The 21,909-nt window shown below is 63.1% G+C and carries 18 protein-coding genes; 14 read left to right on the top strand and 4 right to left on the bottom strand.

Going from position 1 to position 21,909, the window contains the following annotated elements:
- Positions 1-58: 58 nt before the first annotated feature.
- The 14 genes from QZ648_RS16625 (at position 59) to QZ648_RS16560 (ending at position 17,692) form a co-directional block, all read left to right on the top strand.
- Positions 59-2,098, top strand: a complete 2,040-nt coding sequence (locus QZ648_RS16625) for a GAF domain-containing protein (protein WP_291997718.1) — start codon at positions 59-61, stop codon at positions 2,096-2,098.
- Positions 2,095-2,751, top strand: coding sequence for a response regulator transcription factor (locus QZ648_RS16620; protein WP_291997717.1), 657 nt, complete (start codon positions 2,095-2,097; stop codon positions 2,749-2,751). Before QZ648_RS16625 ends, QZ648_RS16620 begins: the two co-directional genes overlap by 4 nt.
- A 126-nt stretch (positions 2,752-2,877) precedes the next feature.
- Complete coding sequence (locus QZ648_RS16615; RefSeq protein ID WP_169065744.1) at positions 2,878-3,243, top strand: response regulator transcription factor; 366 nt, start codon at positions 2,878-2,880, stop codon at positions 3,241-3,243.
- On the top strand, positions 3,240-5,966 hold the full coding sequence (locus QZ648_RS16610) for an EAL domain-containing protein (protein ID WP_291997716.1): 2,727 nt from the start codon (positions 3,240-3,242) through the stop codon (positions 5,964-5,966). The genes QZ648_RS16615 and QZ648_RS16610 overlap by 4 nt, the downstream gene beginning before the upstream one ends.
- A gap of 62 nt (positions 5,967-6,028) precedes the next feature.
- Positions 6,029-6,832, top strand: a complete 804-nt coding sequence (locus QZ648_RS16605; protein ID WP_291997715.1) for an amino acid ABC transporter substrate-binding protein — start codon at positions 6,029-6,031, stop codon at positions 6,830-6,832.
- Between the two features lie 65 nt (positions 6,833-6,897).
- Positions 6,898-7,551, top strand: coding sequence for an amino acid ABC transporter permease (locus tag QZ648_RS16600; protein WP_169065742.1), 654 nt, complete (start codon positions 6,898-6,900; stop codon positions 7,549-7,551).
- A 4-nt stretch (positions 7,552-7,555) separates the two neighbouring features.
- Entirely contained in the window at positions 7,556-8,308 is a 753-nt protein-coding gene (locus QZ648_RS16595; protein ID WP_291997724.1) for an amino acid ABC transporter ATP-binding protein, read from the top strand.
- Positions 8,309-8,473: 165 nt separating this feature from the next.
- Positions 8,474-9,832: a sodium-dependent transporter gene (locus QZ648_RS16590; RefSeq protein ID WP_169065741.1), complete on the top strand. Its 1,359-nt coding sequence runs from the start codon at positions 8,474-8,476 to the stop codon at positions 9,830-9,832.
- Between the two features lie 418 nt (positions 9,833-10,250).
- Positions 10,251-14,264, top strand: coding sequence for a PAS domain S-box protein (locus QZ648_RS16585; RefSeq protein ID WP_291997714.1), 4,014 nt, complete (start codon positions 10,251-10,253; stop codon positions 14,262-14,264).
- A 255-nt stretch (positions 14,265-14,519) separates the two neighbouring features.
- A complete protein-coding gene (locus QZ648_RS16580; RefSeq protein WP_169066994.1) occupies positions 14,520-14,705 on the top strand; it encodes a prepilin-type N-terminal cleavage/methylation domain-containing protein in 186 nt (61 codons plus the stop codon).
- A gap of 25 nt (positions 14,706-14,730) precedes the next feature.
- Complete coding sequence (locus QZ648_RS16575) at positions 14,731-15,081, top strand: hypothetical protein (RefSeq protein ID WP_291997713.1); 351 nt, start codon at positions 14,731-14,733, stop codon at positions 15,079-15,081.
- A gap of 51 nt (positions 15,082-15,132) precedes the next feature.
- Entirely contained in the window at positions 15,133-15,936 is an 804-nt protein-coding gene (locus tag QZ648_RS16570; RefSeq protein ID WP_336511684.1) for an ABC transporter permease subunit, read from the top strand.
- Positions 15,937-15,944: 8 nt separating this feature from the next.
- Positions 15,945-16,778 carry a hypothetical protein gene (locus QZ648_RS16565; RefSeq protein ID WP_169066991.1) on the top strand — a complete coding sequence of 278 codons (834 nt, stop codon included), beginning with the start codon at positions 15,945-15,947 and terminating at the stop codon, positions 16,776-16,778.
- Positions 16,775-17,692, top strand: a complete 918-nt coding sequence (locus QZ648_RS16560) for an ABC transporter ATP-binding protein (protein ID WP_169066990.1) — start codon at positions 16,775-16,777, stop codon at positions 17,690-17,692. Before QZ648_RS16565 ends, QZ648_RS16560 begins: the two co-directional genes overlap by 4 nt.
- Before the next feature lie 48 nt (positions 17,693-17,740).
- Here the strand turns inward: QZ648_RS16560 and QZ648_RS16555 are convergent, their stop codons facing one another.
- The 4 genes from QZ648_RS16555 to QZ648_RS16540 all read right to left on the bottom strand — a co-directional run bounded on the left by QZ648_RS16555 (position 17,741) and on the right by QZ648_RS16540 (position 21,835).
- Positions 17,741-19,297 (bottom strand): hypothetical protein, encoded by a 1,557-nt coding sequence (locus tag QZ648_RS16555; protein WP_169066989.1) that lies wholly within the window; start codon positions 19,295-19,297, stop codon positions 17,741-17,743.
- Complete coding sequence (locus tag QZ648_RS16550) at positions 19,294-20,238, bottom strand: glycosyltransferase family 2 protein (RefSeq protein WP_169066988.1); 945 nt, start codon at positions 20,236-20,238, stop codon at positions 19,294-19,296. Before QZ648_RS16550 ends, QZ648_RS16555 begins: the two co-directional genes overlap by 4 nt.
- Positions 20,239-20,326: 88 nt before the next feature.
- Entirely contained in the window at positions 20,327-21,427 is a 1,101-nt protein-coding gene (locus tag QZ648_RS16545; protein WP_291997712.1) for an N-acetylneuraminate synthase family protein, read from the bottom strand.
- Positions 21,428-21,511: 84 nt separating this feature from the next.
- Complete coding sequence (locus tag QZ648_RS16540) at positions 21,512-21,835, bottom strand: hypothetical protein (RefSeq protein ID WP_169066987.1); 324 nt, start codon at positions 21,833-21,835, stop codon at positions 21,512-21,514.
- Positions 21,836-21,909: the final 74 nt, after the last annotated feature.

The following is a 21,909-nucleotide window of genomic DNA, read 5'->3' as shown; positions in this document are numbered from 1 at the left end:
CCAAGCGCCTGGGCTGCAATCGCCTCGAGCTTGGCGGCGCACTCCCCGGAGACAGAGCATGAACGACAGCATGCCGGCGGGCAAACGCATCCTGGTCGTCGAGGACGATGCACTCATTGCCCGGGCCCTGGCGCTGCGCCTGGCCGCGCTCGGTTTCACTGTCGCCGGGCCGGTGGCCTCTGGCGAGGAGGCGGTGGCTGCGGCGGCGCGTGAGCGGCCCGACCTGGTGTTGATGGACATCGTTCTACCTGGTGCCGTAGACGGCATCGACGCGGCGCGGGTGATTATCGACGAGCAACGTGTGCCACTGCTCTATCTGACCGCCTACGCCGACGAGGAGCGCTTCGCGCGTGCGCGCATCACCGCGCCGCATGCTTATCTCATCAAACCCTATAGCGACCGCGAGCTGCAATTGGCGATTGAGCTGGCACTGCAGCGGCACCAGCACGAGGCCTTGTTGCTTCTCGAAGCCGAGCACCAGGAGCGCCGTATCGACGAATTGGCGACAACGCTGGCGGCGCTCGTCGAGGGTTCGACCGACTGCATCTCCGCCAAGGATTCCGACGGCCGCTACATCCTCTGCAACGGTGCCGTGGAACGTTTGCTCGGGCGGCAGCGCCAGGGCATTCTCGGCCATCGTGACGAGGAGCTCTTCCCGGCCCGGATGGCTGCCCGCCTGCGCGCCGACGACCGGCGCCTGATGTCGGCGGCGGCGACCGAGACCTGCGAGGAGGAAATCAGCGGCGCTGGCGGCGGCGAGCGCACCTATCTGACGACCAAGGGCTGTCTGCGCATTGCCGGCGAGACGGTGGGCGTCTTCGCCATTGCCCGCGACATCAGTGGGCGCAAGGAGGCCGAGCGGCGCCTGCGCCGGCTGAGTGGTTTTTTCAACGCCGTTGCGCAGATCAATCAGGCGATCATGCACGCCGAATCGGCCGCGGCCTTGCTGGTCAGCGCCTGCGAAATCGTCGTCCGCCACGGCGAAGTCGACGGTGCCTGGGTCGGCCTGCTCGACGCCGACGGCTGGATCGAGGTCGTCGCCGATTCCGGCATGGCCGGCGAATACCTGCGCGGGCTGCGCATTGCGATCGACGCGCAGCGGGCGGAGGGGCACGGCCCTGACGGCGCTGCCATGCGCGATGGTCGCCCGGCGATCTGCAACGACTTCCTGAACGACCCGCGTACGGGCCCCTGGCAGGAACGTGCCAGGGCGGCGGGCATCGCCGCTGCGGCGGTGTTTCCGATCCGCCGCGCTGGTGCAGTGGTCGGCGTCTTCAGCCTCTACGCTGGCGAAGTCGCTTATTTCGACGAGGAATTGATCGAACTGCTCGGCGAGTTGGCCAGCGACATCTCCTTTGCGCTCGATAAATTCAGCGCCGATGAGCGTCGACAGCGTGCGGAGGCCGAGTTGCGTAGCGCTCTCGATCGCCTGCACGAGGTCTCGGCACGGCTGATCGGCGTGCAGGAAGAGGAACGGCGGCGCCTGGCCCGCGATCTGCACGACGACATCGGGCAGAACCTGACGATGATAAAAATCGTGCTGCTAGGCATGCGACCCTGGCCTGCGGACGGCGACCGGGACGAAGTTCAAGAAGCCGCCGACATCGCCGATCGCACCCTGCAGCGTGTACGCGCCCTGTCGGTCGAGCTACGCCCGCCGCAGCTCGACGACCTGGGTCTGCTGCCGGCGCTGCGCGCGCATCTCGACAGCACCTGCCGCCAGGCCGGACTGAAGGCGCGCTTTATTGCCGATGAAGGCATGCCGCAGCCGCCGGAGGAGATTGCCATCGCCTGCTTCCGCATCGCCCAGGAGGCGCTGAACAATGCCGTCCGCCACGCTGGGGCGAGTGCGCTGGCGCTCGAACTGCGGCTTGCAAAAGGCTTGCTGGTGCTGTCCGTGCGCGACGACGGCCGTGGCTTTGATGCCGCAGCGGCTCTTGCCGGTGCGGCGCGCGGCAAGAGCCTCGGTCTGCTCTCGATGCAGGAACGCGCGGCGCTTGTCGGCGGGCAGCTGGAGCTGCTTTCGGAGCCTGCGCGACGCGCCGGCAGCGAGCTGCGCGTGACGCTGCCGCTGCCACTGTCCGGAGCGCGTCAATGAGTGCGTGCATCCGCGTCGTTCTCGCCGACGACCACGGCCTCGTGCGCGCCGGCATTCGTTCGCTGCTGGGCGGCGTCAACGGCGTCGAAGTCGTCGGCGAAGCGGACGACGGCGGTGGCGCCATCGCGCGCGTCGGTGAGTGTCTGCCGGACGTGCTGCTGATCGACATCGCCATGAAGGACATGAACGGGCTGCTGGCGACCGCCGAAATCCGTCGCCACTATCCGGCGGTACGGGTGATTGTATTGTCGATGCACAGCGATGCCGAGTACGTGCTGCAGGCGCTACAGGCCGGTGCCACCGGCTACCTGATCAAGGACGCGGCGCCGATCGAACTGGAACTCGCGCTGCGCGCGGTAATGCGTGGCGAAAGCTGGCTATCGCCACGCATTTCGCGGCAGGTGGTCGACGGCTATCTTGCCCGTCTCAACGGTGACCCGCCGGCCGCCGATGCCCTGACGCCGCGCCAACGCGAGATCCTTTGCCGTATCGCTGCCGGCAGCGGGGTCAAGGAGATCGCTTTTGATCTCGGTATCAGCACCAAGACCGTCGAGTCGCACCGCGCCCAGATCATGGAGCGGCTGGGAATACACGAGGTCGCTGGCCTGACCCGCTACGCCATTCGCAACGGACTGGTTTCCGCCTCCGCTTAGGCTTGTCCGCGCCTGGGGCGATTGCCGACCGGGATTTTTCTGGTCGAGTCTGGGGGATTGCCCGATGGCGCCGGGCCGTCGCAGCCGCCAGACTGACAGCCATCTTCAATGCTGTGGATGGCTGTCATGCGCGTGATCAAGGTGTTGTTGGTTGATGACTCTCCCGAATTTCGCAAGTTGCTGGGCCGCCTGCTGCGCGGGCTGGGTTTCGAGATAGCCGCGAGCGTCGGCTCCGGGGAAGAAGCGCTGCAGTTTCTCGCCAGCGAGCACCCCGATGTCGTCATTCTCGACATCGCGATGCCTGGCCTCAATGGTCTTGAGACCGCGCAGCGGATTCGCGCGCGATGCGCGGACGTCAAGTTGCTGATTCTTTCTCTGCATGCGACGCCTGAGTATCGGCAAGCGGCGGCGGCGATCGGCGTCGACGCCTACGTTTGCAAGTCCAATCTGGTGCCTGAATTGCCGCGCGTGCTGGCTGAGCTGAGCGCATGAAAGCTGACGTCTCGCCTGGCTCACCGGCGCCTCTTGCCGAGCCGCCGGAGGCTGCTGAGGGAACGCGCAGCCTGGTTGCTCTGGCGGCCGCCGAGGCGCGCTACCGTGGCGTACTCGAAGCGGCCGCGGACGCCATTTTTCTGGTCGATGCGGCCGGCAGCATCCTGCTCGCCAACAGCAGCGCCGAACGGATGTTCGGCTATCGTCCGGGTTCCCTGAGCGGACTATGCATCGACCTGCTGGTTCCGGAGTCAAAGCGTGCGGCGCATGGTGAGCACCGCGCCCACTTTGACGCGCAGCCGCGCCACGGCAGCAGGCGCCTCACGCATCTCGCCGGACAGCGTCGCGATGGCAGCGTCTTTCCCGCCGAGATCAGCCTGAGCTACATCATCGAAGCCTCCGGAACGATCGTCACCTGCGCCGTTCGTGACGTCAGCGAACGCGACCGCCAGGCGCTGGCACTGCGGCGGCTGAATGCCTCGCTGCGTCTGATCCACGATTGCAACGCGGCGCTGGTGCGCGCCGGCAGCGAGAGCGAGATGATCGCCGGGATCGTTGACCGCCTGCATCGACAAGGCGGCTATTCGGCGGTGTGGGTCGAGCTTGTCGATTGTAGCAGCAGCGATGCTCGACTTGCGGCTGAACCGGCAGCGCTGGTCGTTGCGTCTTCCCTGGACGGCGATCTGTGGCGGCGCGGCTTTCGCGAGCAGCTCACGCTCCCTGCCCTTGAGCAGGCTCAGGCACTGACCTGTCTGTTTGGGTCGGCTGGCGGCCTCGCCGATTGGAGTGGTGACCTCGCCGACCGCGGGCAGCGCGCGGCGATTGCCCTGCCACTGTTCGGCCGCGGCGTGGCGATCGGAGTGCTCAACTTGTTGACGCCGGAGCCACAAGGCTTCGATGAAGCCGCCTGCGAGGTACTCGAAGATCTCGCCGACGACCTGGCCTACGGGATTTTCGCGCAGCGCGCCGAAGCTGGCATGCGGCTCCTCAAGCGTGCTGTCGAAGCGTCAGCGAACGGCGTCATGATCACCGATGCGCTCAAGCACGATCACCCGATTACCTACGTCAATCCTGGCTTTGAAGCGATCACTGGTTATGGCGCCGGCGAAGTGCTCGGCAACAGCGGCCGTTTTCTGCTCGCTGGCGACCACGATCAGTTGGCGCTCAACGAGTTGAGTCAGGCGCTGCGCGAGCGCCGCGCTACGCAGGTGACGCTGCGTTGTTTGCGCAAGGACGGGTCGCCGCTGTGGGTCGAACTGAACGTCTCGCCGGTGTGCTCGGCCGATGGCACGCTCGGCCACTTCGTCAGTGTCTTCCACGATATCAGTGAGCGTCGGCGTTACGAAGAAGAGCTCGAACACCAGGCCAACCATGACTCGCTGACCGGTTTGCCCAACCGCAACCTGCTGCGCGACCGTCAGCAGCAGGCGATTGCCTATGCCGAACGGCACGATTCGAGCCTGGCTCTGCTGGCTGTCGATATCGACCAGTTCAAACGGGTCAATAACAGCCACGGGCACGGCTATGGCGACCAGTTGCTGCGTATCGTCGCCGAGCGGCTCGCCGACAGTGTGCGCGACGGGGACACTGTCGCCCGCCTTGGCGGCGATGAGTTCGTGATGATCCTGGCCGATCCGCTCGGTGAGGAAGAAGTGGCGCGCGTCATCGCGCGCATCCTGGAAAAAGTGGCACAGCCGATAGACCTCGACGGGCATGCGTTGGCGATCAGTTGCAGTATCGGCGCCAGTCTTTTCCCGCGTGACGGTCGCGATCCGGAAACCCTGTTGAAGAACGCCGACGCGGCGATGCATCGCGCCAAGGCCAGAGGCCGCGGCTCCTTCCATTTCTACCAGGCCGAGATGAACGAGCGGGTCGCCGGGCAATTGGCCATGGAAGCGGATCTCGGGCGCGCGCTCGAGCGTGGCGAGCTCGAGCTCCACTACCAGCCGCAGGTCGATCTGCTCAGCGGCAAAATCGTCGGCGCGGAAGCGCTGTTGCGCTGGCGGCATCCCGCGCGCGGGATGATTGCCCCCAAGGATTTCATCACCCTTGCCGAGGACAGCGGCCTGATCGTGCCGATTGGTCAATGGGTCATCGAAACTGCCTGCCAGCAAGTGCGCGCCTGGCGGGACGCTGGCCTGGCGACGCCCCGGCTGGCGATCAATCTGTCGGCGCGACAGTTCCAGAGTGACGATCTGGCCGAACAGCTGGCCGCCGCGCTCGCCCGCGCCGGGCTGGACGGCGGGGCCCTCGAAGTTGAACTGACGGAAAGCCTCGCTCTGCAGGATATCGGCCGGGTGACCGCGATCTTGCAGAAGATTCGCCAGGCCGGGGTGACGATGGCCATGGACGACTTCGGTACCGGCTTCTCGTCGCTGGCCCATCTGCTGCGCATCACCGTCGACCGGATCAAGATCGACCGCTGCTTCGTGCGTGACATTCTCAGCGACCGGACCGCGGCGGCCGTCGCGCTGGCGGTGATCGCCATGGCCAAGAGCCTGGGGGTGAAGGTCATCGCCGAAGGCGTCGAGACCGAGGCGCAGCTGGCATTTCTGCGCGAGCGCGGTTGCGACGAACTGCAGGGTTTTTACTTCAGCGGGCCGCTGCCGAGCGAGGAGTTCGAGGTGCTGTTGCGCGAGGCGCGTGGGCTGAGTTTTGCCGGGAGCAGCGAGGCCGAAGACGAGGATGACGGCGCGCGGACGCTCCTGCAGCGGGGAGTCTGAGCGAAGCCAGCGCCAGACCCTGTTATCATGCCGCCCTTTCCACGCATTCTTGAAGAAAAGACATGAAAAAACAGACCTCGCTAATGATCGTCGCCCTTCTGGCCGTAACACTGCTCGCCGCCTGTGGCAAGAAAGAAGCCACGCCGCAAAACGCCGCAGCAGCACCGGCACCGGCGGCAATGATCGTCGTCGGACTGGACGACAATTTTCCGCCGATGGGCTTTCGTGACGAAAGCAATACCCTGGTCGGTTTCGATATCGATCTGGCCAGCGAAGCCGGCAAGCGCCTGGGCGCCGAGGTGAGCTTCAAACCGATCGACTGGAATGCCAAGGAAGCCGAGTTGAGCAGCAAGCGGGTGGACGTCCTGTGGAACGGTTTGACGATCACCGAGGCGCGCAAGGAAAAGATCCTGTTCACCACGCCGTATCTCGAAAACCGCCAGATCATCATTGTCACCGAAGGGTCGCCGGTGAACAGCAAAGCCGACCTGGCCGGCAAGGTGGTCGGCGTTCAGGACGGCAGCAGCGCCATCGAAGCGGTCGAGAAGGATGCTGCGACGGCCAAGTCGCTGCAGGAACTGAAGAAGTTTGGTGACAACGTGACGGCGCTGATGGATCTCAGCGTTGGCCGACTCGATGCGCTGGTGGTCGACGAGGTGGTCGGGCGCTACTACACCACCAAGAAGCCCGGTGAGTACCGCGTGCTCGAGGAGAACTTCGGGACCGAAGACTACGGCGTCGGTACTCGCAAGGAGGACACCGAGCTGATGGCCAGGCTGCAGAAGGCGATGGATGAAATGAAGAATGATGGTTCCGCCGCCGCCATTTCGACGAAATGGTTCGGCAAGGACATCATCAAGAAATAGCCCGGACGGTTGGCGGGGGATGGTCGCCCGCTAGCCGCCCCACATCGGCTGTTGAGAAATAGCGCATGGATTATGTGATGCAAATAATGGGTCCCCTGCTCGAAGGCACAGGGGTCACCCTGCAGGTTTTTGTCATTACCTTCGTTCTGGCGGTACCGTTCGGCTTGTGCCTGGCGCTGCTGCGCGTTTCGCGGCTTGCTGCCGTCAGCGGCCTGGTCAACGGCTACATCTGGCTGATGCGCGGCACGCCCTTGATGCTGCAGATGCTGTTCATCTATTTCGCCCTGCCCTTCGTGCCGGTGATCGGCATTCGCCTGCCGGACTTCACGGCGGCGATCGTCGCCTTCGTTCTCAACTATGCGGCCTACTATGCCGAGATTTTTCGCGCCGGCATCCAGTCGATCGACCGCGGTCAGTACGAGGGCGCGCGCGTGCTTGGCTTGAGCTACACGCAAACGATGCGCCGCATCGTGCTGCCGCAGGTCTTCAAGCGCATCCTGCCGCCGCTGAGCAACGAGACCATCACCCTGGTCAAGGACACTTCGCTGATTTACGTGCTGGCCATGAACGACCTGCTGCGCGCCGCGCGCGGCATCGTCCAGCGCGATTTCACAACCACGCCTTTCATCGTCGCCGCGGCTTTCTATCTGGTGATGACGCTGGTGCTGACGCTCGCTTTCCAGCATCTGGAAAAGAAGTACGCGGTGTACGATGAATAGCCCGATGATTCACGCGCTCGACGTGCACAAGCGCTTTGCTGCGGTGGAAGTACTCAAGGGCGTCTCGCTGGACGTCGGTAAGGGCGAAGTCGTGGCGATCATTGGTCCCTCCGGATCGGGCAAGAGCACTTTCCTGCGTTGCCTCAATCATCTCGAAACCATCGACCGTGGGCGCATCGACATCGAAGGCGAAACCCTCGTCGGCACGGACGAGACGGCGCTCTGCCGCTACGTCGCCGACATCGAACTGCGGCGCATCTGCCGCAAGATGGGCATGGTCTTTCAGCACTTCAACCTCTTTCCGCACTTGACCGTGCTGCAGAACCTCATCGAAGCACCGCTGACGGTCAAGGGATTGCGTCGCCAGGACGTTCTTCTCAAGGCTGACGAGCTGTTGCGTAAAGTTGGCTTGCTCGACAAGCGCGATAGCTACCCGGCGCGGCTCTCGGGTGGCCAGAAGCAGCGCGTGGCGATTGCCCGGGCGCTGGCCATGGAGCCGGACATCATGCTTTTCGACGAGCCGACCTCGGCGCTCGATCCGGAACTCACCGGCGAAGTCTTGCGCACCATCCGCGAGTTGGCCGAAGAACGGATGACGATGCTGGTGGTGACGCACGAGATGGCTTTTGCACGCGAGGTGGCCAGCCGCGTGGTGTTCATGGACGGCGGCGAAATTGTCGAAGCGCGTCCGGCGAAGGAGCTGTTTGCCGCCCCCGAACATCCGCGTACGCGGGCGTTTCTGGAGAACATGCTCTAAGACCGAGGACTGCCTGCGCCGAGCGCGCAGGGCGCAAGCACGAAAGCGCTTTGCCCGGCAGTCTTCCCCCTTCCTTGCACCTCGACCGTCAGAGAGCGCCAGCGGCCGCTCCGCGGAACGGTTGCGTGCTTTTGCCCATTCAGTAATTCAGTATTCGGAGACACGATGAATCAATCTTCCCGCGACGGTTTCACCAGCTCATTCGGCGTCCTGGTGGCGACGCTCGGCTCGGCCGTCGGACTCGGCAACATCTGGAAATTCCCTTCACTGACCGGCGCCAATGGCGGCGCCGGTTTCCTGCTCGTCTATCTGCTGGCAACCCTGCTGGTCGGTCTGCCGGTGATGATCGCCGAGACCATGCTCGGGCGTGCGGCGCGGGCCAACGCGGTGAGCGCTTTCGACCGGGTCGCGCCGCGCGGCCAGTGGTGGTGGAAGAGTATCGGCTGGATGGGCTTCGCGGCGGCAGTGCTGATTCTCGCCTTCTACTCGGAAGTGGCCGGCTGGGTCTATGCCTACGTCTTCAAAGCCATGGCCGGGCAGATCGCCACCACCGATCCGCAGCTGGCCGGCGCCATATTTGCCGAGTTGGTGGCGAATCCGCTTAGCTCGCTGTTCTGGCAGTGGGTGGTGTTGGCGGTGACCGGCAGCATCATCATGTTCGGCGTCGCCAAGGGCATTGAAGCGGTGACCCGCAAACTGATGCCGCTGCTCTTCATCCTGCTGCTGGTGCTCTGCGCGCGCAGCCTGACCCTGCCCGGAGCGAGCGCCGGCCTGAGCTTCCTGTTCAGCCCGGATCTGGCGAAAATCACCCCGGCCGTCCTGCTTACGGCGCTCGGCCTGGCCTTCTTCAAGCTCTCCATCGGCATGGGCTGCATGCTCACCTACGGCAGTTATTTCCGCGACAACCAGAACATCCCGGTGACCGCCACGCGGGTCATGTTTGCCGATTTGTCGGTATCCTTGCTGGCCGGTATGGCCATCTTTCCGGCCGTGTTTGCCTTCGGCTTTGAACCCGCGGCCGGCCCATCGCTGGTCTTCATGACCATTCCCGCCGTGTTTACGGCCATGCCCGGCGGCACGCTGTTCATGACTTTGTTCTTCATCCTGACGGCGATCGCCAGCGTTGGCGCGATGCTCTCGTTGCTCGAGGTGCCGGTGGCGATTCTCTCCGAACGCTATGGCCTGGGCCGCAAGCGCGCCTCCTTGTGCACCATCGGTGTGGTTGCCGCCCTGGGAGTGCCGGCAGCGCTGTCGGCAAGTCTGACCAGTGAGCTCAAGGTCTTCGGCATGAATCCCTTCGACCTCTTCGACTTCCTCAGTTCCAATGTGCTCCTGCCGCTCGGCGGGATTCTGATCTGTCTCTTCGTCGGCTGGGTCTATGGATTGCCGGAAATGGCCCGGCAGTTGAGCAACGCTGGAGCGCTGCGCAACAAGCGGCTGGTGAGCCTGGTTTTCTTCCTGGTTCGCTTCGTGGCGCCGCTGTCGATCGCCGCGGTGCTGCTGCATGGGCTGAAGGTGTTTTGAGGCCGGTAGCGCGCGACGGGTCGGTTTCCAGGCGGAACTGCAGCCTGGTGTAGTGGGCTGCATTCCTGATGAGATTTGCGGCAAGCATCGCCGACCTACCGTCATTGCGAGGAGGCGCAGCCGACGCGGCAATGACGGTGAGCGGGGGGCGGGTGCCGGCTGTGGCGACGAGGGCAGCGGGGTGGAAGATGCGACTGCCAGTCAGCAAAAGTCTTTCATGCTGCCTTCAGGCTCGCCGAAAGTCTCATCAACAACGCCGCACTACACTAGACTCCATTCTTTTGTGAACCGCCGTCCGCTTGCCAACCGCGCGACTTGCACGCCATGAATCTGCCGATCAAACCGCTACGCGAGGATTCAACGTGCGTGCTCTCACCGACGTCGCATGGCTGCATCAGTGCTCCGCTCGAGGCGTGGCTTGAACGCTGAACCAGGCGCAAACTCCGCCGCGCTCTCCGCACGGGCAGCGGTGTCGGGGCGACCGCTCTGGCTGTGGCTGGCTTCGCGCTTCGTCCTGGCCGGCGTACTGCCGCTGCTGTTGGTTGCTGCGCTGTTGCTGGCGGTGCCCCTGCCGCAGGCACGTGACGAGATTGACAATCAGCAGCGAGCACTCGCCCGTGCCATCGCCAACCAGGTCGAGGTGCAGCTGCTCGGCGCCGAGCGCGAATTGTCGGCGACTGCTGCGCATCTTCGCCAGGGAAGTGGGCAGCCGCCGTCGTTCGCGTTCGACGCCCTGGATGCACACGCCGGCGTCGGTGATGTTTTCGCGGCGATTTACATCGTCGGCGCCGACGACGTCGTGTACGCCGTCGGACTTCCTGCGGGGCAGCGTAGCCAGTGGCAAGAGCCGTTGTTAATGGATCTCTCCGACCGGGCGGTCCTGGGCCAGGCGCGTACGCGTGGCGCGCCGGTGTGGTCTGAGGTGTTCCTGTCGGAGGTCAGCGCGCGCCTGGCGGTGAGCCTGGCGATTCCGGTCGGTGAAGACGTCCTGCTTGGCGAAGTGCCGATCGATCGGCTCGGCGAGTTTCTCGAGCGTCTGCCAGGCGAAGCCGGGATGTCGACAATGATCCTCGATCGCCGTGGCCAGGTGATTGTCAGTTCACCAAGCCGTTCTGACGCTCGGCAGCTCGAGCTCGCTCAGTTGCCGGTGATTGGCGACGGCATGCAGGGGCGTTTCGGCAGCCGGAATTTCGTCTGGGGCGGCGAGCGCTTTATTGGCACGCTGACCAGCGTTCCGCAACTCGGCTGGATGGTTCTCGTCGCGCAGCCACGAAGTGAGGCTTATGAACCTTTTCTGGCCACTTTCCGGGCGCTGGCTGCCGGCTTGTTGGCGGCACTGTTGTTGGCCATCAGCGCGACCTGGATCGTGGCGCGAGGTTTCGCCCGGCGCATCGGCGCTTATGCAGCACAAGCGCAGGCCTTTGCCGACGGCGACTATGAGCGGCCCTGGCCGCATGCGCACGTCAAGGAACTGGATAGCCTGGCGGAGCATCTCGATCGCATGTCGCTGGCCATTCGCCAGCGAGAACGCGAGCTGGCGATTGGCGAAGCCCGCTATCGCTCGCTGATCGGCAATCTGCCCCTGGTGATTTTCCAGTTCGACGCCCAGGGCGTGTTTACGCTCAGCGAAGGCAAGGGGCTGCGGAACTCCGGCTGGCAACCCGGCAGGGCGGTCGGGCAGTCGATCTTTTCTCTTTATCGCCACGACCCGGAGGTTTGCGAGAAGGCTCGCCGCGCGCTTGCCGGAGAGGCGCAGCACTTCACCCTGCGCGTCAACGACACGGTTTTCGAGACCTATTTCAATCCCGTCCGGGAGGCGGACGGCGCGCTGGAAGTGATCGGAGTGGCCGTTGATATCAGCGATCGCGTACGCGTCGAGGAGCAATTGCGGCAAGCGAACATGGTGGTGGAAAGCAGCCCGGCGATGCTTTTCCGCTGGCGTGCCGAAGAGGGTTGGCCCGTGGCATTTGCTTCCGACAACGTCAGCCAGCTGGGTTATTCGTCAGCGGAGTTGCGGGATGGATCGATTCGCTTCGACGCACTGATTCACCCGGACGACCGGCAACGGGTTTCTGCCGAGGTGCAAGCCCACGCCGCACACGACGACGAGCACTTTCAGCAGGAATACCGGGTCGTCTGCCGGGACGGGACGATTCGCTGGCTTGACGACAGGACCGCAATCGAGCGCAACGCGGCCGGGCAGGTGACCGAATATCGCGGTATCGTCATCGACATCAGCGAGCGCAAACACGCGGAACAGGCGCTGCAGCGAGTCAACCGGCAGCTGTCGATGATCAGCGAATGCAATCAGGCGCTGATTCGTGCCAACGACGAGAGCGAATTGCTGAACACCGTCTGCGAGATCGTCGTGCAGGTCGGTGCCTACCGAATGGCCTGGGTCGGTTACGCGGAAAATGACGCCGCGCGGAGCGTGCGACCGGTGGCGCACGCTGGCCATGCCTCCGGCTACCTCGAGCAGCTGAATTGCTCCTGGGTGGACAGCGAGCGCGGGGGCTGCGCCAGCGGCATCGCCATTCGTAGCGGCCACCCGTGCGTGCTGGCGAACATCGCCAATGAGCCCGGCTTCACACCCTGGCGCGCTGGCGCCATCGAGCGGGGTTATGTCGCCCTGTGCGCCCTGCCGCTGCGGCATGGCGAGCGGATCCTGGGCTCCTTGAGCATTTACTCGGCGGCCCTGGGGGCCTTCGACGCCGAGGAAGTGGCTCTGTTGAGCGAGCTGGCGGACGATCTGAGCTTTGGCATCAGCGTGCTGCGTACGCGGATCGAACGCCAACAGTCCGAGCAGGCGCTGCGCGAGAGCGAGGCGCGCTACCGGCTTCTCTTCGACGGCAATCCGCATCCGATGTGGGTCTACGACCGGGACTCGCTCGCTTTCCTGAACGTCAATGATGCGGCCCTGCGCAGGTATGGATATTCGCGCGCTGAATTCCTGAGCATGCCGGTGAGCGACATACGCCTCAGCGACGACACACCGCTTCTCCTCGAAGATGTCGTCTCGGTTGAAGAGAGCGGCGATTGCCCCGGGGTCTGGCAACATGTCACCAAGGACGGAACCATCATCGACGTCGAAATCGTGGCCCACGCCATCTCCTATCAGGGGCGTGCCGCGCAACTCGTTCTGGCCGAAGACGTCACCGAGCGCAGGCGCGCCGAGCAGGCGCTGCTGGAGAGCGAGTTGCAATACCGCGAACTCGTCGAAAACGCCAACAGCATCATCCTGCGCTGGAGTCCCGAGGGCAAGGTCAACTTCATCAACGACTTCGGTCTGAAGTTTTTTGGCTACTCGGAAGACGAATTGCTTGGCCGGCATGTGATTGGCACCATCGTTCCCCCGTATGAAACGAGTGGCAAGGATCTGCGCCCGCTGATGCTGGATATCTGTCGTAAACCGGAGAGCTTCGAGCGCAATATCAACGAGAACATGCGCCGCAGCGGTGAGCGCGTCTGGGTCTCGTGGACCAATCGGGCAATCAGCAACGGCCGCGGAGAGGTGGTGGAGGTCTTCAGCGTCGGCTCCGACATCACCGAGCGTCGGCAGGTCGAGGAGGAGCTACGACGCTATCGCGAACACCTCGAGGAACTGGTCGCCGAGCGTACCGACGAGCTGCGCCAGGCGATGGCGCAACTGCTGCAGGCGGAAAAGCTCGCCGCGCTGGGCAACCTGGTTGCCGGCGTGGCGCACGAACTGAACACACCGCTCGGCAACGCGCGCGTCGTCGCCAGTGTCCTCGGCGAGCAGTTTCGCGAGTTCGCCGACGCCGTTGCCAGCGGCCGCCTGAACCGTGCCCAGGTCGACACCCTGCTCAGCCGAGGCCGCGAAGCGCTCGACTTGCTCGAACGCAATACCGCCCGCGCCGCCGAACTGATCGGCCACTTCAAGCAGGTGGCGGTAGATCAGAGCAGCGCCCGCCGGCGCGTGTTCGACCTGCGGCAGACCGTGGACGAGATGCTGCTCACCCTGCGGCCCGGTTTCAAGCACAGCCGGCACCGCATCGAGCTGGAAATCCCGGCTGACCTGGCCATGGACAGCTACCCCGGTCCGCTCGAACAGGTCATCGCCAATCTCGTCGGCAACTCGCTGGCGCATGGCTTCGAGGGCAACGAGGGCAACGAGGGCAGCGTCGAGGGCCGCATCGAGATCATGGCGCAGCGTGTCGCCCCCGATCAGATCGTGCTGCGCTACCGCGACAACGGCAAGGGCATCCCCGCCGAGATCCTCCATCGCATCTTCGAACCCTTCTTCACCACCCGCCTCGGCCAGGGCGGCAGCGGCCTCGGACTGTACATCGTCTACAACCTGGTGACCGCGGTATTGGGCGGCAGCATCGAGGTCGATAGCCCGCCGGGGCAGGGTGCGAGTTTTACGCTGACTTTGCCGAGGACGGCGCCGGAGCGTGTGGTTGGGGGTTGAGTGGAGTGCAGTGGGGTGCGGCGTGCGGCGCTGGGCGATTGACGATCGCGGGCCGCGGGGGAGCGTTTGCTTTCGGTATCCCTGTTGAGCGGGATTGTGACAATTTGTGTCAGTTGAGTGACGAAATGTGGCGCCGTTGATCGGCGCTGCGTGCGGAAAGTCACGCTTTTGCGTGCTTTCAGGCTCCTGGCACGGAACTTGATACTGGTTAAATCAACGGATTGTCCGTTGCACCTACTGGAAGGAGTCCAAAACATGAAGAAGCTGCAAAAAGGCTTTACCCTGATCGAGCTGATGATCGTCGTCGCGATCATCGGTATTCTCGCCGCCATCGCCATCCCGCAGTTCTCCGAGTACACCAAGAAGGGTGAAGACAAGGCTGCGCAGTCGGACGCCAAGAACATTCTCACGGCAGCCGTTGTTGCCAGTACCCAAGAATAATCTCGCTATCTAGATCCTGGAGAATATGATGAAGAAAACTCTATTGCTGGCTGGCCTGCTGACGTCAGTCTTAAGTTCCGTCGCATACGCGGGTGGGGCGGCGATTTGTGTTGGTGATGGTGTATCCAAGACTGTTGCTGTTGGCGAGTACACCAAACGAACGTTCGAGGCTAAGTGCTCGGCGAACGTGTTTAGTCACTACGCTGACACCAACCTGTCGTTTGGGGTCGTTGCTGGATCATCGAAAGGGAAGAACACTTTTGGCGGTGGTACGGGCGGCGGTGGTATCAAGCCCATGGAATCGTGCGACAGTTCGACCGGTTGCGCGGCCAAAGTGACCGCTACTACTGCGGCTACCGCACGCGACTCGAGTTGATGGGTCACCCTGAAGGAAGAAGAACGCGCCTCGGCGCGTTTTTTCCGTTGCATGTGGTCATTCTGTCTTAGTGCGCTCCGTTCCGGCTTCCGTAGCCGGGCGGTGCTGCTGATCCTTGTCTTGGGGACGCTGCTGGTCGGCGTTGCCTTTCTGGCGGCCTCCTTTTCTCCGCGACAGCCGCAGACCGTGACCATGGACGTCGGGTTTTCCGGAATCCGCTTCAGCCTGGTGTTGTTCGCCCTTTTTTGGGTGCAGGAACTTGTCGGCCGCGAGGTGGAAAAGCGGACGGTGCTGTATGCATTGGCCTATCCGGTTTCCCGTGGGGCCTATTTGCTGGGCCGTTTCTTTGGTGTACTGGCTCTGCTGGCCGTCGCCGCTGTGGCGCTGGGCGGGCTGTTGTGGCTATCGGTGATCGTCTCCGGTAGTGAATATACTCAGAGCTATGCCGTCCAGACCGGCTGGCCCTACTGGCTGACCATTGGCGGTCTGTGGGCTGACGCTGCGGTGGTTGCGGCGTTTGCGTTGTGGATAGCCAGCCTGTCAACCGTGCAGATGCTCCCGGTTGCCTTGGGCGCGCTGTTCGCGGTGGCTGGAAAGAGCTTGGGTGCGGTGCTTGACTACCTTGAACGTGGTGCCGATGGCGATCAGGAGTTGATCGGTCGCTACGGGTCCTTGCTGGAGACCATCCAGTACCTGCTTCCCGACCTGTCTCGCCTCGACTGGCGGACGTGGCCGATGTATGGCGTCCCCCTGAGTGACGCGGCTGTTTCGTACGGATTGCTGATGGGCGCCGGCTATGTGCTCGTGCTGCTGGCCATGGCGGTGATTACTTTCGGCCGGCGCGAGTTCTTTTGAAGGCCGGCATGGGTCATCGTTTGTCGTTACTGCCGCTGCTGGTCGTGATTGCTGGGGGGCTTGTTTTCTGGCTGGGGCAGAGCGGCCTGAAAGGCGTCAAGCGATCACGGCCGAATGCGGAGATAGAGGTCGCGCTGCCGATTTTCGTGCAGGTCGCGCTGGCCGGTGGTGACCGCTACCTGGCGGCCAACTGGTCGGTCATACGCGCATTGGTCACCGAGACCAGCCGTATGGCACCCGAGGAATACGCGGTGCTTGGCCAGGTTCAGAAAGATGCGTCCTGGCTGAACCCTGCGCACGAAGACAACTACTACATTGCCACGGCGATACTGCCCTGGGAGGGGCAGGTAGAGCCCACGCAGGTCATCTTGCGTCGAGCCACGGTGGCGCGGTTTTTTGACTATCAGCCACCGTTCTACTACGCCTTCAACCTGTTTCACTTCATGGGTGACGTGCAGGGCGCGTCGGAGTGGTTGCGGCGAGCCGCAGAGGAACTGCCGGACCCGGATGAACGGCTAACGATGCAAGATCTTGCCGCCAGCTGGCTGGATCGCAGCCAGGATCTTGACATGGCCGCCCGAATCGTCGACGCGATGGCCGCCCAGGCCAAGCGCAAGGATTTTGCCGCTTACCTGCATCAGCGTAGTCAGCGCCTACGCGATCTCGCTGCCTTGCGGCGTGCGGCGACCGTCTATTCAGAGAGGCGTGGTAAACCGCCCGAATCGCTTCAGGACCTGCTGAGTGCCGGGTTGATCGATAGCCTGCCTGTCGATTCCTTTGGCTCCGGTTTTGCCATTGACGCCGATGGTCTTCCGGTCTTCGCGAGTAGCCTGAAAAAATGAGTCCCGCAATTTTCATTGATGCCTTGTGCAAGACCTACCCACGCTCCTGGCGGACACCGGCATTCGAGGCCGTGCGCGGACTGTCCTTGACCATCAGCGAAGGTGAAGTCTTCGGCTTCATCGGCCCCAATGGTGCGGGCAAGAGTACGACGATCAAGGTGCTGACTGGCGTATTGCAACCCAGCAAGGGGCGTGCAGAATTATTCGGCAAAGATGTGTCATTACCCGAGGCCAGGCGCGGCCTTGGCTACGTGCCGGAGAACCCGAGTCTCTACGACTATCTGACGCCGCTCGAAATCCTGACGATGGGTTTGGCGATCCATCGTGTCAAGCTGCCGGATGCGCGCCAGCACTGCATGCAGTGGCTGGACAGGTTTGCGCTCTCGCACGTGGCCGACAAGCGCGTCCGCAGCTTCTCGAAGGGTATGACGCAGCGCGTCGCGCTGGCACATGCGATGGCGATACGGCCACGCCTGCTGATTCTCGACGAGCCACTGTCCGGGCTTGACCCGGTGGGGCGCAAGGACGTTGTGGACGTCCTCAGCGACTATCGCAGCTCTGGCGGAACGATTCTGCTCACCTCACACGTGTTGCACGACGTCGAGCGCCTCGCCGACCGCTTCGGGCTGATCAATCGCGGCGAGCTGGTGACGGTGCAAGCGCCTGGCGAGCTGCTCCATGATGAACAAAAAGTGACCGTGCGCTCAGCAGGGGCCGGGCCGGTGAGCGGATTTGTTGCCGAAACGAATGGACGATGGCGTGCGGATGTCCGCCGTGACCAGCTCTGGCAGTCGCTCGATGCCTTGCGTGCGGCGCAGCATACGGTGCTCGACATCCGCCCCGCCCTCACCCTGGAGGACGCGTTTTTCCGCTTTATCGATTCGGCGCCGTCAAGTGAAGCGATGTGCCGATAGAAACGTAGGCGCCACAAGCGGGGTGTCAAAGCTGCGTGTGGCTGAGGACTATTTTTCTCGCGAGTAGGGTGCCGGAAGTGGCTTCATCCAATTCGGTAGCGTGGCAGTGCCGAGACGTCCGACGTAGTGCGCGGCGGCTTGGCCACCCTGGCGATCCGCCAGCGTGTAGTGGTAGTCCGCGGGGCTTCGATGAAAGGTGGCGGCGCGCCAGAACTCGTTGAAAGCCGTGTGCGCGCCGGCGAGAAGAAACAGGCAGGCCACCCAGAGGCTGGACGGCGCAGCGAGCCGGCCAGGTGCCAGAAGCGTTTGCACGCAGATCACCAGCAAGACCAGCAGCGGTGTCGTGCTGAGCCGCAGGCCGAGATCGTTCGAGGGTCCGAAACGGATTAGCGGCAGAGCCAGCAGTACGATCACTGCGAGCCAGAACTCCGCGCGGCTGTCGCGAACGTGTGGAGCGAGCACGAGGGTCAAGAACAGAAATTCGCAACTGACGAAGAGAGCGTACAAGTGGAGGGAAGCTGCCTGTAAAGGGTAGTTTACCGGAGCAGCGGGCGGCACCGTCGCCAGCGTGGACTCGATGTTCCCGGTGTCGAGCAGGAGGAAAAGGGCAATCGGCAGAGAAAACGCGGCTGCCGCAACGATGCTGCTCCACGGCAGGCTCTGCCCGCCAAACCGGCGTTGGTATTTCGCTGCTCCAAGCACCGCGAACGGTAGCAATCCCATTGCTGCGAAAGGGGTCCAGATCAGGGTTAAGGGCAGCAAGGCGACGGTGACCCGGAATAGTTCAGCCCCGTTCAGGTGGCGCAAGAAGACCACTGTTGCGATCCAGATCGGCAGGCAGTGATTGGGTGCCCAGAGCAGCTGATTGGTGAGCGAGGGGTAACTCATGGGAACCCACCATTCGAGCCGTAACGGAAAGAGCGGCATTGACTCTGTGGCGATGATCTGGCCAAGAAAGTCCATTCCGCTGAAGAAGACCACCAGTAGTAGCGCCACAGCGAGTCGCCAACCGGCTCTTCCAGGTAGCGGTAGCATCAGCAGGAAGATCAGCACACCGAAAGTGGTCCAGGCGTAGACCGCGAGGTCGAGATGAGCAAGCCCGAAGAGCTTGCCAAACACCGCAAGCGGCAGAAAGTAGCCAATTGCCGAGCGAAGAATCAGTGCTGTCCCGTCGGCCGCCAGGTAGTGGACTGGCCACTCGGCGTTTACGAGGTCACCGAGAACGGCGTCGCGAATGTACCAGTCGGCGTTGGCGTGCATGAAGTGGCTGCCACCGCCGAAGGCTGCCCAGGCGCAGCTCGTCAGGACCAGCAATACGACCGCCGACCGCGCATGTTGGGAACGCCATACGGCGGGCCACGGGCGGAACACCCGGGCGATGAAATAGATCATCGCGCTGCACAGCAGCAGGGCGATTGGCAGGCGCAACCAGCCAAACAAGAAAATCAGGTTCGGTAACGCCAGATAGGCCAGAGCGAGGGCGGTCAGTCCGTCGACGCCGGCAGGCGCGCCGACCAGGGCATCCGCCTGTTGGCGCTGCTGCGTTTGCCGAGCACCTGGCTCTAGCGCTGCGTCGTCCGCCGGGCCGCCTTCAAGCGGCATCATTCATCAACCGGCGAAAAATTGACGCGCTCCTTCTCCACCACCAGCGGTCGTTTCAGGACCTGCGTGTGAATCGCCGCAATGTATTCGCCGAGAATGCCGATGAAAAACAGCTGCACCGAAGCAAAGAAGAAGAAGCCGATGACCACTGGAGCGATGCCCACTGAAAACTGTTCCCAACTGACCAGTTTGTAGATCAGGTAGGCGATTGCCACCAGCAGGCTGAGCGCTGAAAGGGCGAATCCGGCCATCGTGGCCAGGCGGATCGGCACTTTCGAATGACTGGTGATGCCCAGGATCGCCATGTCGTACAGGGTGTAGAAGTTGTTCTTGCTGATGCCGCGGCTTCGCCGTGGCTGGACGAACGGGACTTCCGCGTGCGCAAAGCCGATGTCGGCGATCAGCCCGCGGAAATACGGGTAGGGGTCGTCCATTTGGCGAATGATTTCGATGACCTCCCGGTCATACAGGCCGAAGCCGGTGAAGTTGGGGATCAGTCGGGTATCCGAAATGCGCCCGATCGTAGCGTAGAAAAAGCGGCGAACGAAGGTCATCGCGGTGGTGTGGGCGCTACTCGGCTTCACTCCGGCGACGACGCGATAACCTTGCTCCCAGCGCGCGATGAATTCCGGAATCAGTTCGGGCGGTTCCTGCAGGTCCGAGGCCATGGCGATGACTGCTTCGCCGCGCGCCTGCAGCAGGGCGTGGGTCGGTGAGCGGATGTGGCCGAAGTTGCGGGTGTTGACGATCAGCTTGACGCGCTTGTCGTCTGCGGCGATGGCCTTGATGCGGGCGACGGTGCTATCGGTCGACGCGTTGTCGATAAAGATGTGCTCGTAGTCGTAAGCGGGGAGGCGTTCGAACTGCTCGCGGATGCGCGCGTAGAGCGCGTCGACGTTGTCCTCTTCGTTGAAGCAGCCGGTGACGACGCTGATCAGCTTCATGGCGTCGGATGTGTCATGACGAAAGCGTGCGAGAGTGCGGCGTGCCGTCGAGTGCGGGGAAGATTGCGCAAAACATGAAGCTATCCGATCACAGGCCGCGTTGATAAATGAGTGCCTTGAGTTGCTCGTTCTCGGCGTAAGGGCTGTCGATCATGTCGATCATGATCGGGCCGTCAGCGGCGACGTCACAGAGCAGCAACTCGCCGCGCATCAGCTCGCGGCAGGAAATCTGGCCTTTCTGCAGCGGGATGGCCAGGTAGATGTCCTCGTCGCAAAGCGCGTGCCCCTTGCCGAGCGCGTGGCGGGCGTAGACGCCGCGGACCAGCGCATCGAGGTACTGATTTTCCCGGCTCGGCGAGATGCGCTTCTGGGTGCCCGGTGCGCCGCACATTTCTGCAGCCTTTTTGTGCGCCTTGAACCACTGGTCAATCTGATGTGGCAGGCTGCAATACTCCGCGACCGGCAGGCCGTCAGCGGCGATGTCGATGTGTCGTTCAAACGTGCGCGCGCCTTTGGCGTAGGCGATGGCGATCGATGTCTGCCAGTCGCGCTGTTCGTGCGTCGAGAAACCGATGACATTGTGCGGATAGCGTCGGCGCAGGAAATCGATCTGGTTGAGCTCGATTTCGTGGTCTTCGGACGGGTAGAGCGAGACGCAGTGGTTGATCGCCAGCGGAATGCCGCGGCGATTGAAGAACTTGACCAGGTCGTCGATATCCTTCAGCGACGAGCCACCGGTGGAGACGATGACCGGCTTTTTGGTGGTCGCAATCTTCTCGATCAGGATCCAGTCGTTGATGTCCGAACTGGCGATCTTGACGAGCTCGACGCCAAGCTCGACGCAAAGCTCCACCGAGACTTCATCGAACGGCGTCGCCATGGGGATGCAGCCTGCTTGTCGGATGGCGTTGATCAGCGTCGCGTATTCGAGCTTTGAGAGCCGGGTGTCAAGGGTACGCTTGATGTAGCGGATGTCTGCGCGCTCACGAAAGTCGCGATGAATGAAAGCATCGACGTCGCGAAACTGCAGCTTGATCGCCGCCTTGACGTTGTTGAAGCGCACGATCCGCGAGAAGTCCCGGATGATCCGCAGTCCGCGCTCCAGGCGTCCCTGGTGATTGTTCGCCAGTTCGAGGACGAACAGATGTTCAAAAATCTCGGCGCCGGGCGACGTTTGCGAATGGCTCATGGGCTTGGCGGTGTGGTGGTCTAGCCACCGGGGTGGCACAGGTGGTTATGGGTGTCCGAGTGCTGATCTTGAGTCACGTGAATTCTATACGGATTGAACGCGCAGCGTCGCGCCTGGCCGTCCGAGCGCCTGCTTTCCGGACGGATCATCGACGAGATGTCGTCCGACATCGTCTCCCTCGCCGAGCGGATCATCGTTCGTGATCGCTTTCCGGGCGAGCGCAAAGATCTGCCCGGTACTGTTGATGCCTGAAGCGTCGATGACGAAGCCGCAGTTGCGCAGCAGGGCTTGGACCGACTCGGTGGTGAAGTAGTTGAGATGCTCGCGCATGGCGACGAAGCCTAGCGGCGGGAGCCGCCCGAGCTTGATGCGGCTGGCCGTGCACAGCACATCGGCGGCAATCAGCAACGGCCGATTGCGCAGCAGCAGACGCAGGCAGGCAGCGCGCAGTTTTCTGGAACCAGGCGCTGGCCGCCAAGCCT

Source organism: Candidatus Accumulibacter sp. ACC012, assembly GCF_907163155.1.
Taxonomy (GTDB): domain Bacteria; phylum Pseudomonadota; class Gammaproteobacteria; order Burkholderiales; family Rhodocyclaceae; genus Accumulibacter; species Accumulibacter delftensis.
Note: the sequence above shows the minus strand (reverse complement) of the source record. Positions and strands in the feature narration are given on the sequence as shown.

Bases quoted from the DNA above. Each gene is read 5' to 3' on its own strand.
- QZ648_RS16625 (WP_291997718.1), top strand. From the start codon at position 59: ATGAACGACAGCATGCCGGCGGGCAAACGCATCCTGGTCGTCGAGGAC.
- QZ648_RS16620 (WP_291997717.1), top strand. From the start codon at position 2,095: ATGAGTGCGTGCATCCGCGTCGTTCTCGCCGACGACCACGGCCTCGTG.
- QZ648_RS16615 (WP_169065744.1), top strand. From the start codon at position 2,878: ATGCGCGTGATCAAGGTGTTGTTGGTTGATGACTCTCCCGAATTTCGC.
- QZ648_RS16610 (WP_291997716.1), top strand. From the start codon at position 3,240: ATGAAAGCTGACGTCTCGCCTGGCTCACCGGCGCCTCTTGCCGAGCCG.
- QZ648_RS16605 (WP_291997715.1), top strand. From the start codon at position 6,029: ATGAAAAAACAGACCTCGCTAATGATCGTCGCCCTTCTGGCCGTAACA.
- QZ648_RS16600 (WP_169065742.1), top strand. From the start codon at position 6,898: ATGGATTATGTGATGCAAATAATGGGTCCCCTGCTCGAAGGCACAGGG.
- QZ648_RS16595 (WP_291997724.1), top strand. From the start codon at position 7,556: ATGATTCACGCGCTCGACGTGCACAAGCGCTTTGCTGCGGTGGAAGTA.
- QZ648_RS16590 (WP_169065741.1), top strand. From the start codon at position 8,474: ATGAATCAATCTTCCCGCGACGGTTTCACCAGCTCATTCGGCGTCCTG.
- QZ648_RS16580 (WP_169066994.1), top strand. From the start codon at position 14,520: ATGAAGAAGCTGCAAAAAGGCTTTACCCTGATCGAGCTGATGATCGTC.
- QZ648_RS16575 (WP_291997713.1), top strand. From the start codon at position 14,731: ATGATGAAGAAAACTCTATTGCTGGCTGGCCTGCTGACGTCAGTCTTA.
- QZ648_RS16570 (WP_336511684.1), top strand. From the start codon at position 15,133: ATGTGGTCATTCTGTCTTAGTGCGCTCCGTTCCGGCTTCCGTAGCCGG.
- QZ648_RS16565 (WP_169066991.1), top strand. From the start codon at position 15,945: ATGGGTCATCGTTTGTCGTTACTGCCGCTGCTGGTCGTGATTGCTGGG.
- QZ648_RS16560 (WP_169066990.1), top strand. From the start codon at position 16,775: ATGAGTCCCGCAATTTTCATTGATGCCTTGTGCAAGACCTACCCACGC.
- QZ648_RS16555 (WP_169066989.1), bottom strand. From the start codon at position 19,297: ATGATGCCGCTTGAAGGCGGCCCGGCGGACGACGCAGCGCTAGAGCCA.
- QZ648_RS16550 (WP_169066988.1), bottom strand. From the start codon at position 20,238: ATGAAGCTGATCAGCGTCGTCACCGGCTGCTTCAACGAAGAGGACAAC.
- QZ648_RS16545 (WP_291997712.1), bottom strand. From the start codon at position 21,427: ATGAGCCATTCGCAAACGTCGCCCGGCGCCGAGATTTTTGAACATCTG.